Source organism: Empedobacter sp. GD03797 (assembly GCF_029842105.1).
Lineage (GTDB): Bacteria > Bacteroidota > Bacteroidia > Flavobacteriales > Weeksellaceae > Empedobacter > Empedobacter falsenii_C.
Window position 1 is genome coordinate 249,872 of sequence record NZ_JAOCFS010000001.1, and the last position, 17,365, is coordinate 267,236.

Annotated in this window: 21 protein-coding genes; 13 read left to right on the plus strand and 8 right to left on the minus strand. The window is 30.1% G+C overall.

Annotated features, from left to right (window positions below; genetic code table 11):
- Positions 1-44: 44 nt before the first annotated feature.
- Positions 45-950, plus strand: a complete 906-nt coding sequence (locus N5D90_RS01420) for a pirin family protein (RefSeq protein ID WP_280061329.1) — start codon at positions 45-47, stop codon at positions 948-950.
- A gap of 7 nt (positions 951-957) precedes the next feature.
- Positions 958-1,359, plus strand: a complete 402-nt coding sequence (locus N5D90_RS01425) for an OsmC family protein (protein ID WP_280061330.1) — start codon at positions 958-960, stop codon at positions 1,357-1,359.
- A gap of 50 nt (positions 1,360-1,409) precedes the next feature.
- Here N5D90_RS01425 and N5D90_RS01430 read toward each other — a convergent pair whose 3' ends face one another.
- The 3 genes from N5D90_RS01430 to N5D90_RS01440 all read right to left on the minus strand — a co-directional run bounded on the left by N5D90_RS01430 (position 1,410) and on the right by N5D90_RS01440 (position 4,067).
- Positions 1,410-2,315 carry a polysaccharide deacetylase family protein gene (locus N5D90_RS01430; protein ID WP_280061331.1) on the minus strand — a complete coding sequence of 302 codons (906 nt, stop codon included), beginning with the start codon at positions 2,313-2,315 and terminating at the stop codon, positions 1,410-1,412.
- A 79-nt stretch (positions 2,316-2,394) separates the two neighbouring features.
- A complete protein-coding gene (locus N5D90_RS01435; protein WP_280061332.1) occupies positions 2,395-3,210 on the minus strand; it encodes an HAD family hydrolase in 816 nt (271 codons plus the stop codon).
- Between the two features lie 50 nt (positions 3,211-3,260).
- Positions 3,261-4,067, minus strand: coding sequence for a TerC family protein (locus tag N5D90_RS01440; RefSeq protein ID WP_038331456.1), 807 nt, complete (start codon positions 4,065-4,067; stop codon positions 3,261-3,263).
- 191 nt (positions 4,068-4,258) lie between these two features.
- On the opposite strand from N5D90_RS01440, the gene N5D90_RS01445 reads away from it, so the two are divergent.
- The 9 genes from N5D90_RS01445 to N5D90_RS01485 all read left to right on the plus strand — a co-directional run bounded on the left by N5D90_RS01445 (position 4,259) and on the right by N5D90_RS01485 (position 12,061).
- A complete protein-coding gene (locus N5D90_RS01445; protein ID WP_115000757.1) occupies positions 4,259-5,134 on the plus strand; it encodes a DMT family transporter in 876 nt (291 codons plus the stop codon).
- An 84-nt stretch (positions 5,135-5,218) separates the two neighbouring features.
- On the plus strand, positions 5,219-6,232 hold the full coding sequence (locus N5D90_RS01450) for a beta-ketoacyl-ACP synthase III (RefSeq protein ID WP_280061333.1): 1,014 nt from the start codon (positions 5,219-5,221) through the stop codon (positions 6,230-6,232).
- 179 nt (positions 6,233-6,411) lie between these two features.
- Positions 6,412-6,762: a hypothetical protein gene (locus N5D90_RS01455; RefSeq protein WP_280061334.1), complete on the plus strand. Its 351-nt coding sequence runs from the start codon at positions 6,412-6,414 to the stop codon at positions 6,760-6,762.
- Positions 6,763-6,769: 7 nt separating this feature from the next.
- Positions 6,770-7,420, plus strand: coding sequence for a hypothetical protein (locus N5D90_RS01460; protein ID WP_280061335.1), 651 nt, complete (start codon positions 6,770-6,772; stop codon positions 7,418-7,420).
- A gap of 621 nt (positions 7,421-8,041) precedes the next feature.
- Entirely contained in the window at positions 8,042-8,416 is a 375-nt protein-coding gene (locus N5D90_RS01465) for a hypothetical protein (RefSeq protein ID WP_280061336.1), read from the plus strand.
- 186 nt (positions 8,417-8,602) lie between these two features.
- Complete coding sequence (locus N5D90_RS01470) at positions 8,603-9,046, plus strand: hypothetical protein (RefSeq protein WP_280061337.1); 444 nt, start codon at positions 8,603-8,605, stop codon at positions 9,044-9,046.
- 59 nt (positions 9,047-9,105) lie between these two features.
- Positions 9,106-9,492: a hypothetical protein gene (locus tag N5D90_RS01475; protein ID WP_280061338.1), complete on the plus strand. Its 387-nt coding sequence runs from the start codon at positions 9,106-9,108 to the stop codon at positions 9,490-9,492.
- 173 nt (positions 9,493-9,665) lie between these two features.
- Positions 9,666-11,066: a dihydrolipoyl dehydrogenase gene (lpdA, locus tag N5D90_RS01480; RefSeq protein ID WP_038331480.1), complete on the plus strand. Its 1,401-nt coding sequence runs from the start codon at positions 9,666-9,668 to the stop codon at positions 11,064-11,066.
- 80 nt (positions 11,067-11,146) lie between these two features.
- A complete protein-coding gene (locus tag N5D90_RS01485; protein ID WP_280061339.1) occupies positions 11,147-12,061 on the plus strand; it encodes a tetratricopeptide repeat protein in 915 nt (304 codons plus the stop codon).
- 6 nt (positions 12,062-12,067) lie between these two features.
- On the opposite strand, the gene N5D90_RS01490 is transcribed toward N5D90_RS01485, so the two are convergent.
- Positions 12,068-12,802 (minus strand): hypothetical protein, encoded by a 735-nt coding sequence (locus N5D90_RS01490; RefSeq protein ID WP_280061340.1) that lies wholly within the window; start codon positions 12,800-12,802, stop codon positions 12,068-12,070.
- Positions 12,803-12,873: 71 nt separating this feature from the next.
- On the opposite strand from N5D90_RS01490, the gene N5D90_RS01495 reads away from it, so the two are divergent.
- Entirely contained in the window at positions 12,874-13,572 is a 699-nt protein-coding gene (locus N5D90_RS01495) for a pseudouridine synthase (protein WP_280061341.1), read from the plus strand.
- Between the two features lie 113 nt (positions 13,573-13,685).
- Complete coding sequence (locus N5D90_RS01500; protein ID WP_280061342.1) at positions 13,686-14,279, plus strand: hypothetical protein; 594 nt, start codon at positions 13,686-13,688, stop codon at positions 14,277-14,279.
- A gap of 35 nt (positions 14,280-14,314) precedes the next feature.
- Here N5D90_RS01500 and N5D90_RS01505 read toward each other — a convergent pair whose 3' ends face one another.
- The 4 genes from N5D90_RS01505 to N5D90_RS01520 form a co-directional block, all read right to left on the minus strand.
- Positions 14,315-15,439, minus strand: a complete 1,125-nt coding sequence (locus N5D90_RS01505) for a DUF6438 domain-containing protein (RefSeq protein WP_280061343.1) — start codon at positions 15,437-15,439, stop codon at positions 14,315-14,317.
- Positions 15,440-15,513: 74 nt separating this feature from the next.
- Entirely contained in the window at positions 15,514-16,221 is a 708-nt protein-coding gene (locus N5D90_RS01510) for a ZIP family metal transporter (protein WP_280061344.1), read from the minus strand.
- On the minus strand, positions 16,218-16,946 hold the full coding sequence (locus N5D90_RS01515; protein WP_280061345.1) for a bifunctional 2-polyprenyl-6-hydroxyphenol methylase/3-demethylubiquinol 3-O-methyltransferase UbiG: 729 nt from the start codon (positions 16,944-16,946) through the stop codon (positions 16,218-16,220). Before N5D90_RS01515 ends, N5D90_RS01510 begins: the two co-directional genes overlap by 4 nt.
- Positions 16,947-16,951: 5 nt before the next feature.
- Positions 16,952-17,332 carry a Fur family transcriptional regulator gene (locus N5D90_RS01520; protein WP_115000737.1) on the minus strand — a complete coding sequence of 127 codons (381 nt, stop codon included), beginning with the start codon at positions 17,330-17,332 and terminating at the stop codon, positions 16,952-16,954.
- Between the last annotated feature and the right edge of the window lie 33 nt (positions 17,333-17,365).

Genomic DNA, 17,365 nt, shown 5'->3' on the forward strand with positions numbered 1-17,365 from the left:
ATAGTTAAAACTAATTTTACATCAATTAAAAAACTAAACTAATTATGTCTAACGTTGGATTAATTTTAGAAGAAAAAGCTGCTGATATAGGAAATTTTTTGGTAGGTAGATTGTTACCATTTCGTCAAAAAAGACATGTCGGACCATTTGTATTTATCGACCATATGGGACCAACAAAAATGAAAGATTATCAAAATCTTGATGTTGGACCGCACCCACATATTGGTTTATCAACTTTGACTTATTTATTTGAAGGAGCGATTATGCATCGCGATAGTTTGGGAACTGAATTAGAAATTCAGCCTGGAGCTGTGAATTGGATGACTGCCGGTAAAGGTGTTGTACATTCTGAGCGAACTCCCGAATATTTACGTACAACTGAAAAAACATTGCATGGATTACAAATTTGGGTGGCTTTGCCAAAAGAATTAGAAAATATGGAACCAAGTTTTGTTCACGTTGAAGCAGATAAATTACCAAATTGGTCAGACGAAAATGCAGATTATAAATTGATTGCAGGTAAGTTTGGTGAACATACTTCTGGCGTACCTGTTTATTCTCCTTTATATTTTATTGAGATTAAAGCTAAAAATGATTTCAAAGTTTCTTTAGGTAAAGATTTGTATGGAGAATCTGCTTTGTATGTATTAGAAGGTTCTATCAAAGATGGAGGAGAGACTTACGGAACAAAACAATTATTAGTAGCGAAAGAAGCTACTTTGTGTGAGTTCGAAATTGCGGCAGGTTCTACCGTTTATATTTTTGGAGGAGAAGAATTACCAGAAGAACATTTTATCTTTTGGAATTTTGTAAGTTCTTCAAGAGAAACGATTGAAACGGCGAAGGAAAATTGGATTAATCATCGTTTTCCTAAAGTTCCTGGTGATGACGATTATGTTCCAATTCCGCAAGCACAACAAAAATCTAAAGTAAAAGAAAACGAAAAATAAATTGATAATGAGTGATATTAATGTAACGTCAACTTCGACGGATAAAAATTATATTTCGAATATTAAAGCAGGAAAACACGAATTTAATGTAGATGAACCTTTAGATAAAGGAGGTTTAGATACGGCTGCAAAACCAAGCGAATTATTGGGAGCTGCATTGGCTTCTTGTACTTCGATTACTTTGCAAATGTATATGAATCACAAAGAATTTGCTTACAAAAAAGTTGAGGTAGATGTCAATTTTGATATGATTACAACTGAGCCAATCACTTTTCAACGTCATGTTATCATAGAAGGCGATTTCGATGAGAAACAACAAGCAAGATTACTGAAAGTTGCAAATTCTTGTCCTGTGCACAAAGTGCTAGAAAAAGGTCACGAGATAGAAACAACGATAGAGTTTATTTAATAAAAAAATCCACTTCATTTGAAGTGGATTTTTTTATCTTAATATTTTATCTAGCTAATCCTGGTTGGATAGCCAGAAATTCCTTCGATTACAATTTTCGGATTACGTTTCAATAAAACAATTAATTGTCTTAATTTTTCTGCGTTATAATCTTCATTAAACATATCATCGTGCATTAAAATTACCAAATGATTTTTTTCGAATGTTTTATTTTGATCCAAACGATGTACAATTCCTTCGTAAATTTTTTCAGGCGAAGAAAGTTGATGATTTGCAGATTTTTTTCCACTTCTTTCCCATTCATAATCCCAACCGTAAATATAATATTGATTTTTAGCCAATAAATCAGCTGCTGGAATTGCATTTTTTACTGGATCGTCTTTTTTACGTTTGTTCAAACGCCATGTGTTACGCGCAGGCAAACGCACCCAACGAGAATGTATATCTAATACCACCTCATTTTTGCGAATATCTTCGTAAACATGTTCTGGAACACTGTAAAAAGCTTTGTATTTGTTGCGAGCATGCGAAAAAGTATGGTTAGCAATTTCTACATTTGGATTAGCTTTATAATCTTCTACATGTTGTTTCAAATCTTTTGTAAAAGCATTAAAACCAACTAAGAAAACCGTTCCTTTTACATTTTCTTCGGTTAATATTTTATTGATATTTTTACTTCCTTTATATGGACCATCATCAAAAGTTAGGTAAACATATTGTTTTGTCGAATCAATAGGATTTTGCTTTTCTTCTTTTGCAATAGTATCTAATTGCAAAGCTGATGAATCAACTTTTACCGTATAAATAGAATCAACATCATTCTGCAAAATTTCTTTTGGCTCAGAAGAAGTTGTTGTTTGATTTTGAATTGGATTATTTTCGTTTTTACAAGAAAAAACAAAAAGTAAAGTTCCAATTGCAAGAACACTTTTTAGATGTTTGTTGATAGTGAACATTGATTGTTTAGGTTTTGTGCGAAATTAATAATTTAATCTGATTTGAAATGTTAAATGATTGATGTTATTTATCAGATTATTAAGTATTTACGGTTTTTAATTGTTGTAAATATTGCTTAATAACTTGAATTACACCATCTTCATCGTTAGAAGGCGCTTTAAAATTCGCTATTTCTTTTACATTTTGATGCGCATTTTCCATTGCAAAACTATATTTTGCCAAATGTAACATCTCCAAATCATTCATAAAATCCCCAAAAACAATGATTTCTTCAGAAGAAATATCCAATTTATTCATCAAAGCTTGTAATGCAACTCCTTTGTTCGATTTTTTATTCATAACATCTAACCAAACTTCGCCAGAAACCACAACTTTTAATCCATATTTTTCAAAATCAACTAATTTTGGAAATACATTAAATTCTGTTCCATCAGCGTGATTTACTGCAATTTTAATAAATTGTTCATTTTCGATTTTAGTTAAATCATCAACCCAAATATTTTTATCGTAATAATTTTTAAAATATTCTAAAAAAGTTTCATCTTTCGATTCCACATAAGCGGCATTTTTGCCAGCCAAAACGATATTTGCGCCTTCTATTTTACGCACTTCTTCTACGATTTCTTTTACAACAGACCAATCTAATTCGTCAACAAAAATTTCTTCGCCTTTGTAGGTAACATAAGTTCCGTTTTCAGCAATAATTGCCAATTCATCTTTTATATTTTCAAAATAAGAAATGATACTATAGTATTGACGACCACTTGCAGGCACAAATGTGATGTTGTTTTCTTTTAATTCTTCGTAAATTTTATTGAATTCTGGACTTAATGAATGATCAGAACGCAACAAAGTTCCGTCCATATCTGTCACGATTAATTTTATATTTTGCATTGATTTTTTCTTAAATAAAAAAGGTCTCATAATTGAGACCTTAAAGTTAGTTATAAATTTTTGTTTTGTTCTTCTGCGTCGCCAACCATATTTCGGACAATTCCTGGATTCGAATGCTTTTTCTTCATTTTCAAATTCAAGAATTCGACTAAAACAGAGAACCCCATAGCGAAATAAATGTATCCTTTCGAAATGTGTTGATCAAATCCTTCTGCTAATAACGAAACACCGATTAATAATAAGAATGATAAAGCTAACATTTTAACCGTTGGATGATCGTTCACAAATTTAGAAACCGCACTTGCTGAAAGCATCATAACTGCAACAGCAATAATTACAGCCGCAATCATAACTTCGATATGTTCTGCCATACCAACTGCTGTAATCACAGAATCTAATGAGAAAACAATGTCTAAAATTAAGATTTGTACAATAGTTCCTGCAAAAGAATGTACTTTCACTTTTCCTTCAGTTTCTTCAACACCTTCTATTTTGTGGTGAATTTCTACAGTAGACTTATAAATCAAGAATAATCCTCCGATTAATAAAATTAAATCTCGACCAGAGATTGCTAATTTTTCTAACCATTCGGTTGAAGTAATGCCAATCCATTCGCCGATATTGAATAGAGGAGTGGTAAGACTCATCACCCAACTTAACGAGAATAAAAGGATTACACGTGTAAACATGGCTAAAAATAAACCAAGTTGTTGCGCTTTCTTTTGCTGATGTGCAGGCAATTTTCCTGACAAAATAGAGATAAAAACAATATTATCAATCCCTAAAACGATTTCTAACATTGTTAATGTAAATAATGCAACTAATGCATCTGGTTGTAAAAAAATACTAAAATCCATCGATAAATTTTGAAGTTTCGAAAATACAACTAAGAATAACAATTAAAGTTTGAGTAATAATTATTTGATGTTAATTTAACATTAGAACTTATACAAAATTATTTACAGATTAAATCAATTAAATCAATTAAATCAATTAAATCGTTTTAGCAATATAGAATTAAACTCTACTTTTGCGAAAAAGGCTTAGAATGATTTCAAAGGTTCAACTTCGGTTGCAGTTTCTCGTACTTCTTTGGGGATTTACAGGAGTTTTCGGAAAATTAGTTACAATGAGTGCATTGCCAATGGTTTGGTATCGTGTTCTTATTGCGGCTATTGCGGTTTTTATTTACATGAAATTCAGAAAAATGGATTTCAAAGTGACCAAAAATGAATTATTGAGATTACTTGCTATCGGTGGAATTGTCGGAATACATTGGTTTACATTTTATTTGTCAATCAAACTTTCTAATATTTCAATTGCGTTGAGTACATTATCGATGGGTGCCCTTTTCAGTGCGATTTTAGAACCTATTTTCTTTAAACGAAAAATTAATCTGCTCGAAATTATTCTTGCCATAATTGTTTCTGCTTGTGTAGCTGTTATTTTTAATGCATCGCCAGAGGATTATAAATTGGGAATTATCATCGGTATTTTGTGTAGTTTTCTTTCTGCATTGTTTGCAGTTCTTAATTCGAGATTACCAAAATCAATCAAACCAACTAAAGTTACTTTATACGAAATGATTGGTGGAGTGATCACACTTTCGGTGGTAATGATTCTTTTTCAACCAGAAGCTATTTCCGAAGTTGTAAATATAAGTTGGTCAAACTTAGGATGGTTGACGTTGCTTGGTGTCATTTTTACAGCTTTTGCACAAATAGAATCAGTTGATTTGCTGAAACATGTAAGTGCTTTTACGTTGATGCTGAACGTAAATTTAGAACCCGTTTATGGCATCATTTTGGCAAGTCTTATTTTTGGAGATTCAGAACATATGAATCCTATATTTTACATTGCTACAGGGGTAATGGTACTTTCTATCATTATGAACGGAATATTAAAAACAAGATTTTCTAAATAATTTATTGTCAAAAAGACGTATTTGTTTTAAAGAATGCTTATCATTTAATATCTTTGCTTCAATTGAAAAGTAAACCATAATCACATGATACACTCTATTATTACAGGTGTTGGGCATTATGTTCCCGAAAGAGTTGTTACAAACTTTGATTTAGCTGAGGTGATGGACACCAATGACGAATGGATTCAGGAACGTACAGGGATTGTCGAAAGAAGACATATCGAGCCAGATTCTAAGATTTCGTCTACAGATTTGGGTGTTATTGCGGCTAAAAATGCGTTAGAAGATGCAGGAATCACTGCTCAAGATATCGATTTTATCTTATTTGCTACTTTATCTCCCGATTACTATTTCCCTGGAAATGGTGTGTTGGTACAAAAAGAGTTAGGTTGTCGTACGATTGGGGCAATGGATATTCGCAACCAATGTTCTGGTTTTGTATATGCGTTATCAACTGCCGATGCTTTTATTAAGGCTGGAGTTTACAAAAATATTTTGGTGATTGGAGCAGAAGTGCATTCATTCGGATTGGATATGTCGGATGAAGGTCGTGGTGTTTCAGTAATTTTTGGAGATGGAGCAGGAGCGGTAATTGTTTCGGCATCGGAAGAAGAAGGACGTGGAATTTTATCGACTAATTTACATTCTGAAGGAGAATTTGCGGAAGAATTAGCAGTTACTTTCCCAGGAACAAAAACAGGTTGGTCGGACGAATTATTGAAAGAAGGAAACACTTTAACTAAAAAAGAAATTTATCCATATATGAATGGGAACTATGTTTTCAAACATGCGGTAACTCGTTTTCCTGAATCAATTATCGAAGCTTTATCGGCTGCGAATAAAAAGCCAGAAGATTTAGATTTATTTATTCCGCATCAAGCGAATTTGCGTATTTCTCAATTTGTACAAAAACAATTGGGATTGCCAGACGAAAAAGTTTACAACAACATTATGCGTTACGGAAATACAACGGCAGCGTCTATTCCGATTGCATTGAGTGAAGCAAAAAAAGAAGGTAAAATCAAAAAAGGAGACTTAGTAATGATGACTGCTTTTGGAGCTGGATTTACATGGGGTTCTGTTTTGATGAACTGGTAAACATAAGTTAGAAATTAGATTTACGAATTTAGAATATAGAAAAACCCTTCACTGAAAAGTGAAGGGTTTTTTGGTTATATTTGATTGATTTAAAGTTGAATAATTACCAACATTGGATTTTAAAGAAATTGTAGAAGCCTGGCGAGATTATTTACAACAATGAAGTTTTAACTGAAACAATGGCTATAAAAGAAAAATATAGTTTACGATTTTCAAAAATTAGAAACAATAATAATAGTATTTTTTATTCATGTGATGGAAATACTAATATAGAAGGTTCAATAATATTGTCTCATCTATTACAAACTGCGGCTAGTGACGAAGCTGAGACTTTATTAGAAGAAATTGAGTATGCTATTGTTTGTACAAATGATGAAGAAGACTATCTATTTGACCAGAATTCTAGTACTTGGATTGAATTTTCTGCAAATAATGCAATTGTTTATGATGGTGGCGGAATTTTTAAGCATCAAATATCCTTGATAAATCTAAAACAGTTATTAGAAGAATGGATAGAATTTGTAAAATAATAAAACTATGAGTACAGAAATAAAATATACTGATTGGTTTAATAAACCTATTTCTCAACAGCAGTTGGGTACAATGAAAGAATATAGAATAAAAACATTTGTAGATGGCATTTTGAAAATGGAAGAATTACATATTAATAGAAAAGATGGAACCTCTTCTAAGATGGTAACCTATTTTCTTGATGATAATCAGGATAAAAATGCAATTTTGTCTAAATATTCCAGTATTTCAGAAAAAATAAGCTGTATGATTTATGAAAATAAAAAAAATGTAAATGGTTTTATGGCGTGGGATTATGAGGCATTTGGTTATGATAAGACATTATCATATAAAGGTACAGATGTTTTTGATTCAAGAAATAGGGTAATAATGCATTGCGGCTTTGATCTAGTAAGTGGTGAATTAATAACTGTAAATAAGAAATTTTATGATGACACCAATAGTTTAGGATATGAAAATTTGGTGTTTATTTTTAATTATAGGATAAATCCTAAACCAGGATATGGGGCCTATACTGTTGAAGATAAATACCAATCAACAGATGAAATCAGATTAATTACAGATGATAAATTTGTGAAGTGGTTTCCAGATTTTTTTAAAGATCATCCTTATTTCAAAGAAATTGAACCATTAATACCAACCACTACTGGAATTTAATTTACTAAAAATCAGTAGATCGTCTTTTCGATTTTTTTGGTAAACTATTGATAATGTCCCTACCCCGCCAATTAACGCCTACTACAGTTCCCACTTTTCCTGAGAATCCACCAAGGATTCCTTTTTTAATTTCTGCCATAACTGGAAGTTTTTATTTTTAATATTCATAAAGTTAGCAATAGAAACAACATCATTTACAAAAACTCCATTTTGTGTCCGCATTTGTCCGCTTCTGTCCACATTTGTCCACTTTTGTCCGGTTGCTTTTTATTCAATAATAGTATTGTAGTAAAATAAAAACCTCGCTAAACCTCTATTCATCATAGGTAGATAAGATTCGTGTTTTTGGTCGATTTTTAGCTTGTTCGACCATCGTTCGACCATTGTTCGACGAATCTTCGGAAAAACGGCATTCTCGTCGAAGAACGGTCGAAGAAAACACGAACGAAAGTGGGAGGTAATTTGTAGAATTGTAGTTATTACAATAATGGGTATTGATTGTTTTTATTGGTATATTTGATTGTTAACTATAGTTTTATGAAAGAATGTAGAGGGAGTTATGAAACTTTTTTGGTTGAATCTATTTCAAAAGTAGAATGGAAAGAATGTATAAAGTAAAATATGAACCAAAATATAATTGATAAATATCAAATAAGATTCGAAAATAAAGTTTTCGATTTTGAAACAGGTAAAGAAATTTATAAATCGATAAGTACCAATAATGGAGAGTTAACCACTTTTTTAAATGACTGGACGGCTCCAAAAATTAATGAATTACTATTACTAGATTTTGATGAAGCGATGGCTAATCCAAGTGAAAAAATAATAAATGGTAGTGAAACAATAAATATTCATATATATAATAATGTTGTAGAATTTTATAATTCAGATTATGATTTTGTTTCGGAGTTGCCTACCCAAGATTTCAAAGAAATCGTGATTGGTTGGAGAGATTTTTTACTTACGCCACCACTAAATGGCACTAAAATGTCTTAGCATTATGAATATAAATAGTAATCGAGAAATCTAAAATTTTGAAATATTCGGTGTTTGTCGAAGTTATTAATTTATTAGGAAGTGATCATACGCAATATATTATAAATGATAATTTGTTAATAAGAAGTCGTATTTGAAACCTATTATTGATTAGCACTTATTTAATTAAAATAAATTATTAAAATTATGGCACGAACATTCATAGACTATAAAGAAGGAAAAGGTTTTGAGATTAATGAAGTTTATATCCAGTTAGCATTTTGTTACATTTATCAGGAAGCAAAAAAGTCACAATATATTTTTTCTAATAAACAAGAAATTTTGGAAAGTTTACAAGACGACATAAATGGCTATTTAGTATTAATGTGGCACGATGATTTAGTAAATCAATCTGATGAACAAACTATGTTACAAGTTTTGCAAAATGTTAAAACAGCTTTACAAAGTAAAGGAGCATATATTTCTGTAGCAGAGCTGCAAACCATTCCTACAGAAGATAAAGATTTCAAACGATTTTATGGTAGATATCCCTTTCCAACGTCAGAGTTAATCAAAGTAATAGACGCACTCATACAAATGTTACAAGGAACATGGGAATCCACCAATTACAATATGGATATCAATTATTAAATTCAAAATTAAATCTCGGATTCATTCTGAGGTTTTGTTTTTTAAAAAAAACTACAACTATGTCTAAAGCGGTAGATTACGGAATACAATTTAATGTTATTAATGATAGTGGAAATAAAAAAAATCCAATTATTATTAATACAGATAAATCGGAAATAGCTCAGAATCTAAAGGAATATATTGAATTTTTAGGACCAGAATTAGTGGATGAAATGATATATGATATTAATCCTGATTATGTTATGAATAATGTTGTAACTAACTATGTTGTTCAAGGAAGTGCAGAAGAAATAATAATAATTAGTTCTCCTTCAGCAAAAGTTGCATTTCATGATACTAATGGTGGGTTTATAAATATTCCTCTATTAGATTTTATTGACATTTTAATAGAATGGAAAAACTTCCTGAATTCATTGCCGTATAAACATACTTTATCAGATCGGTAAAAATTTATAAGTTTTTTTAAAAAAATTAAGAACTGAAAACTATAATAATTGTATCAATACTTTTCCCAATTTCCTAACAAAATTCATTACAATTTTATAACGAAAATCTATTCGATATTGGTTATATTTGTAGAGTTTAAATTAATTATAATAATAAATCAAAATAAAACTATATGAGTTCTTATGATGTAGCCGTAATTGGTGCTGGACCTGGAGGATATGTTGCAGCTATTCGCGCAGCGCAATTAGGATTTAAAACAGCAATTATCGAGAAAGAAAGTTTAGGAGGTACATGTCTTAACGTAGGATGTATTCCGTCAAAAGCTTTATTAGATTCTTCTCACCACTATTACGATGCTGTAAATCACTTTAAAGAGCACGGAATCGAAATCGATGCTCCAAAGGTAAACTTCACTCAAATGATTGCTCGCAAGGTAGGTGTTGTAGATACTAACGTAGCTGGTATCAAATACTTGATGAGTAAAAATAATATTGATGTTTTAGAAGGAACAGGTGCTTTTAAAGACGCAACTCATATTGTTGTAACTGCTAAAGACGGTTCTACTCAAGAAATTGAAGCTAAAAATACAATTATTGCAACAGGATCAGTTTCATCTGAATTACCATTTGCGCCAACAGATAAAACTCGTATCATCACTTCTACAGAAGCATTAGCTTTAACAGAAGTTCCAAAACACTTAATCGTTATCGGTGGTGGTGTTATCGGATTAGAGTTAGGATCTGTTTACTTACGTTTAGGTTCTCAAGTAACAGTTGTAGAATATGCAGACCGCGTTATTCCAGGAATGGACGGTGCTTTGTCTAAAGAATTGACAAAAGTATTGAAAAAACAAGGAATGAAATTCCACACTTCTACAGGTGTAACTTCTGTTGTAAATAACGGAAACGATGTTACATTAAAAGCAACTTCTAAAAAAGGAGAAGAAATTGAAATTAACGGAGATTACGCTTTAGTAGCTGTTGGTCGTCGTGCTTTCACAGGATCTTTAGGTTTAGAAAACGTAGGAGTAGAGGTCGACGAAAGAGGTCGTATCAAAACAAACGATCACTTACAAACGAATGTTTCTAACATTTATGCTATCGGTGACGTTGTTGCTGGTGCAATGTTAGCACACAAAGCAGAAGAAGAAGGTGTTTTAGTTGCTGAGCAATTAGCAGGTCAAAAACCTCATATCAACTATAACTTAATTCCTGGTGTTGTTTATACTTGGCCAGAAGTTGCAGGAGTTGGTAAAACAGAAGAGCAATTAAAAGAAGAAGGAGTAGAATACAAAGTTGGTTCTTTCCCATTCAAAGCTTTAGGACGTGCTCGTGCATCTATGGATACAGATGGTTTTGCTAAAATTTTAGCTGATAAAAACACAGATGAAATCTTAGGAATGCATATTATTGGTGCTCGTGCTGCAGATTTAATTGCAGAAGGAGTTGTAGCAATGGAATTCCGTGCATCTGCAGAGGATTTAACAAGAATGTCTCATGCTCACCCAACATTTTCAGAAGCGATCAAAGAAGCTGCTTTAGCTGCTACAGACAATCGCCCAATTCACGCTTAATCAATAGATTTAAGATAAATTCTAAAAAGCTGTTCGTAAGAGCAGCTTTTTTTGTTATTTTTAAGCATTAATTCCAAAAAATGAAATATTTAAAAAGTCTATTTGTTCTGATTTCTCTTACTGCTTCTACATTTTCTTTAGCTTGTTTAAATGGAGAGAGTAAAATACTTTCTACAGATTCTTATATTTATGAAGATAGAGAAGGTAATATTCCGCATGGACACACGTTTTATACAGAGAATTTGGATAATGATTTAAAGAAAATTGATAGTTTGTTTGCTGTAAAACCTGACGCTGATTTACTTAGTGATAAAGGTTTGATTTTGATTTTGCAAAGAAAATATCAACAAGCGATAGATTTGTATTTAGAAGTTGAGAAAAAATATCCAAACAGATATTCTACAGCTTCTAATATTGGAACGGCTTATGAACTGATTGGTGATAATGAAAATGCTTTAAAATGGATTTCTAAAGCTTTGGTTTTAAATCCAGATTCGCATAATAAATCAGAATGGATTCATCAAAATATTCTAAAAATTAGGTTGAAACAATTACAATTATCAAGTGAAAGTTTGATTAATAGAGATTTTGGAAATGAAGATTTTCCAGTTTCAACATTAAGTAAAGAAGATTTGAATAGTCTAAAAAATCAGCTTTATTTTCAATTGAATGAAAGACGTTCCTTTATTCAACCAAAAGATGAAATAATGGCTCAATTATTATTTGATTATGGTAATATTCTTTTATTATTAGGAGAGAAGGAAGCAAAAGATGTTTATGAAATAGCCAAACAATACGGATTTTCAAACGAATTAATTGACAGAAGAATAGAGGAATCAAAATCAATAAAATCTTATTCATCATCTAATAGTAATGAAGAAAGTTCGTTAAAAAAATTCTTTCAGAAAAATTGGGATACAATATTAATTACTGTTTTATCAATAATAATTTTCTTTTTTGTGTTTAAAGCAAAAGAACGAAAGAGAAGAAATTAGTTTTCCTTAAAAATAAATAGGATTTGGATAAATGAATTCATAATTAAATTCATCTTGTATTTTTTGACTTGAAATTATTTTTCCTTCTCGATTTGTAGCGGAAATAATTTTCTTGTTTAATTGATATTCTAACACTTCTTCTTTGGTAGGATGTTCTGGTGTAACGACATTATAAATGGATGAATTTTTATTTGAATTAATCAATTTTTCAATCACTTGGCAAATATCTAGATAATGTATATGATTCACCATTTGAGATAGATTTTGACTATTTAAATCTATATATTTAGAAAGAAATCTATCGTCTCCCATTAATCCGCCTAAGCGTAAAATAATCAATTGATTAAATTTTTCTTTTAATTGATTTTCAATTGAATAAAAAGGATTATTTAAATAAATAGTTTCAATTGAATTTTCAGAAATAATTTCATTATTTTCAAGATAAATAGCTGTTGAACTTAACAAAATAAGTTGATTGTTATAATCTCCTAAAAAGTCAATCAAGTGCTGAAACCGTTGTTGTAAATCTTCTAAATTATTTCTTCTTCCAAATGGAATTGTCACAATAACAAAGTCATAATTCGTTGATATTTTCTCAGATTTATAATTATCAAAATCGATTGAAAAACAATTTTCTGCATCCGAAATTCGTTTCGTGGTTTCGATCAAAAATTGCTTTCCTAAATACTTTTCTAATCTTGATCCCAACCAACCTTTTCCAATAATCAATCCTTTTTTCATTCAATTTTATTAAGCAATAAATATAAGACTGTTCTATTTTCTAACCGAAAATAACTTTCTATTTTTGCCAAATGTTAGAAATTCTTTATCAAGACGAATATATTATTGCTATTAACAAACCGAGCGGATTGTTGGTTCACAAATCTTTTTATGCGCGTGATGCATCTGTTTTTGCGGTTCAAGAATTACGCAATCAAATCGGTGGGCAACATGTTTATCCTATTCATCGTTTGGATCGCAAAACTTCAGGAGTTTTACTTTTTGCTTTAGATAAAGAAAGTTTAAAAATTATGAATGATCGTTTTGCAACACGCGAAGTTGAGAAAAAATACTTGGCTATTTTGCGTGGTTGGGCGCCTGAAGAAATGACGATAGACTATGATTTGACGAATGACGATGGTGTAAAGCAAAATGCAATTACCTATTTTCATCGTTTGCAAACCGCAGAAATTGATTTAGAATATAACAATCATCCGACTTCGCGTTATTGTTTGGTAGAAGCAATTCCCGAAACTGGTCGTATGCATCAATTACGTAAGCATTTTCGTCATATTTTTCACCCAATTTTGGGAAGTCGTCCGCATGGATGTAACAAACAAAATAAATTGTGGTTAGAAAATTTTGGATTGAAAGGAATGATGCTTCATGCTCATCAATTGGTATTTAATCATCCAATAACAAATGAACAACTAATTTTGAATGCTAAGATAAATGAAGAATTTTCTAAAGTTGGAGATATTCTTGGTTTGGATTTAGAAAAATATAAATAATCTTAATTAATGTTTTTCAATTTATCATTTATATAAAATTTAAAATTCAGACGTTAAATAATTGAAATTGAGAATAATATTTCGTAAAATTGTAAGACCAAAAACTCTTGCTTATGAAACATTATTTTTACTCATTTTTTACTTTATTTCTTTTATTTAATTGTTCAGAAAATAAACCTGAAATCAAAAAGCTTACTCAACAAGAATTAACAGAAACAACAGAATTTAAAGAAGCTTCACCCGAAAAAAAACAATTATTTTCTGAACTTAAAGCTTTTCAGAAAGATTTACAAAGTAAACAAGCACAAAAAATTCCAGATTATTTGGATTGTCCAAAACGTATCGAAGAATTAGATTTGAATACCAAAAATACTGCGATTAGGACAGATGTTGAAGCAAATTCGTTTCGATTATCGACAAATTTAGTCACAGATAATTTTGATTTGATTTACAATGAATTAGATTTGAATATTATAAATGAAGTAATAAAATCTATCCCAGAAACGGATTTATTGGCAAATGATAATGTTTCAACTAATGTAAAACTTGGCGAATGCGATTATCATACTTCAATTTCGATGAAAAACAAAGAAGTTGAATTTGATATAAAATCTGCAACACCAAATTCTGAATGTAAGAAAGATCAAAAATGGAAATTTGTTTCGAATGGAGAAATTTTAGTTTTAGATCATCGAAAAATGTTATAATAAACAAAAAAGAAGTTCAAAATTGAACTTCTTTTTTATTCATATGTTAAATCATTATTTTCTAAAAAATTATATCCTAAATCATAATATTGGATAGGAGAGTCTTTAAATTTTATTTGAAATTGTTGACCATCTGTTTCAATTGTTTGTAATGATTTAGGAGAAAATTCTTCATACTTAGAATCCCAAAATTTAGATATAAATTTATTTATTTTGAACGTTTTTTGTTTAAACTGAAATGGTTTTGAAGGATGTTTCATTAATTCTGTCCATAAATAAAATGATTGGTAATCACTAAATTCTTCTAAATTAACTTCTTTAGCATTTGTAAATGGATTTATAATAGAAAAATAATCTTTATAATGATATGGTTTTTTATCCTCAATATAATAATGCATAGCACGCAAAATGTCTAATAATTGTTTTACTTTTGGAGGACCATCATTTATATAAAATGAAATTCTTTTAGTGATTTTATTATTTTTTATAAAAACAATTTCTTCAAAATATCCATCAGTTGTATTATTAGTATATTGATCATCTGTTTGATAAAGGTCTATCTGATTTAACTTGTTTTTAAAATAATTGAAATATTCTTTATTAATTTGTCCAGCATAAACTCCGTTTATTTGCGTAAATTTTTCTCCAGCATAAATTATATCACCATTAGATTCTAACCTATAATTATATATTGGACAAGAACCATAACAGCCACTACTTGTAACAATAATAGCATCAAAAGCATTGTTGAATTGCTGCTTTACTTTGTCGCGAACTAACATAAAATGCGCAAAGTAAATGGTATCTTTTGATAATTTTTCAACTTTACCAAATTCAATATTTTTTTTACTCGCAGTATTATACCAAGAAACTACAGAATTTTTAATTTTAAAGTTAGTCTTGTAACCCAAATATTCAAAATCATTTGTTTTTTCATTATAAATTGAAAAATGATTCGAGTCATAAATAGTATCTGATGAGAATTTATATATGTTATTTATATTGAAAAAGATTGATGGTAATTTGTTTGGGTCATTATTTGTTTTGTCATAAAATTCTTTTGACCAATCGCCTTGTAAATGTTCCTTTATTTCTTTATCAAACGAATTTTTACAACTAATAATACTTATTAGAAAAATGAAGAATATAATTAATCGCATATTTTGATGTTAATTATCTAAATATAAACGATTAAAATGAAAAAAAGCAACTTTAATAAGTTGCTTTTATATTTTTAATGTGAATGCACATGCATAGAAACGGTGAGATAAGCGAGAATAAACCCTACTAAGATAGAACCGAATTTTTTCAGATTAAATTTGTGCCCTTCATTACTTTCGAACAAAATTACGGTTGAAATATGTAAAAATATTCCCGAAACAATTGCGCTCATTTCCAAAGAATAATTAGAAATAATCGTATGTTTTCCTAAGAAATATCCCATTGGAGCAGCTAGAGCAAACAAAGTCATAAACAGAAAACGTTTTGCGTTAGATTCTGTATGTTGACATAATGCGCTAAATAAAATCATCGAAACCGGAATATTATGAACAAAAATTGCCCACATAAAATTGTGAGATTCTGCGTTCGCAACAGGAATTCCTTCGATAATTGAATGCAAAAATAATCCTCCAAAAATTCCGAAAGGAAATTGCTCTTTTTTGTGCAAATGAATATGTCCGTGCTCAACGCCTTTACTGATCGTTTCTAAAATATATTGCACAACAACACCTAATAAAACAAACAATCCAATCGAATGATCGCTATGATTTTCAGATGGATGTCCATAGACTTGAGGTAAGATTTCTAAAACAGTCATCGCCAAGAAATACGCACCACTAAAGGTTAGCAGCAGTTTTGAGTTGTGTTTATTTTTGAGTAATATTCGAGAAAATAAAACTCCAATTAACACACTTGAAATTAAGATTAAACTTTCTTTCATTTGTTTAAAACTAAAATTAATCGGTCAGAAGTTTGTTCATCAAAAGCATCAAGATTATAATTTCCAAATACTTTATCTAAAATAAAACCTTCTGTTTCGTATATTTTTTTGAAATCGTTGAAATAAATTAAACGAACAAATTCTTCAAAATGAAATATTTCACCTTTATCTCTGAAATCTATTTCTTTTTTGATAAAACCATTTTCGACAGATTTTGTGATTTTGAATAAAATACCATCAATCAGTTTTTCTTCATAAGGAATCATTGTCGAAACTACTTTTTCTGCATTCAGATAATCCAAAACAAAGATTCCGTGCGATTTGATTTGTTGTTTTACAGCTTCAAAAACTTTAAAATTATCTTCATAATTCTCAAAATAACCAAAACTTGTAAAAAGATTGAAAACTGCATCAAATTCGTTTGGATGATACACCTCGCGCATATCATGTTTTTCAAATTTTAAATATTCATTTTCAAATTGTTTGGCGTACTTGATACTTTCTTCAGATAAATCGATACCTAAAACATCAAAACCTAATTTATTCAACGTAATAGCGTGTCGCCCCTTTCCACATGCTAAATCTAATACTTTTGCTTTTTGTGGAAGTTGTAAATAATTCGTGATTTTTTGAATAAAATCTTCAGCTTCTGTAAGACTTCTGTTCTTGTATAAAATATGATAATATGGCGAGTTAAACCATTTTACAAACCATTGTAAATCCATTGTTGTTATTTTTGGCAATTTGGGCAAGTTCCTGTGATGACGCAATTGCAATCTTGCATCGAAAATCCTTCGGGTAAATTAATTTTTATTTCTTCTTTTAAGCAAATAAGTTGATTACAAGTCGTGCAACGAAAATGAAAATGATCGTGGTGATGCTGTGTATGCTCACAACACGTCTTGCACATCGCAAAATAATTTACGCCATCATCTCCCACAACTTTATGCATCATTCCGTCTTCGCAAAAATTATTCAGAATACGATAAATCGTTGCTCTGTCCATTTTTCCTTGCAATTGCGTTTCAATTTGTTCCTGATTTAATGCAGTCGTACACGAATTGAACAAATCAATAACCGCTTGTTTGGTTGGTGTATTTCGTCTTTTCATTTCTTAATGCAAATATGTTGCAATAATACAAAT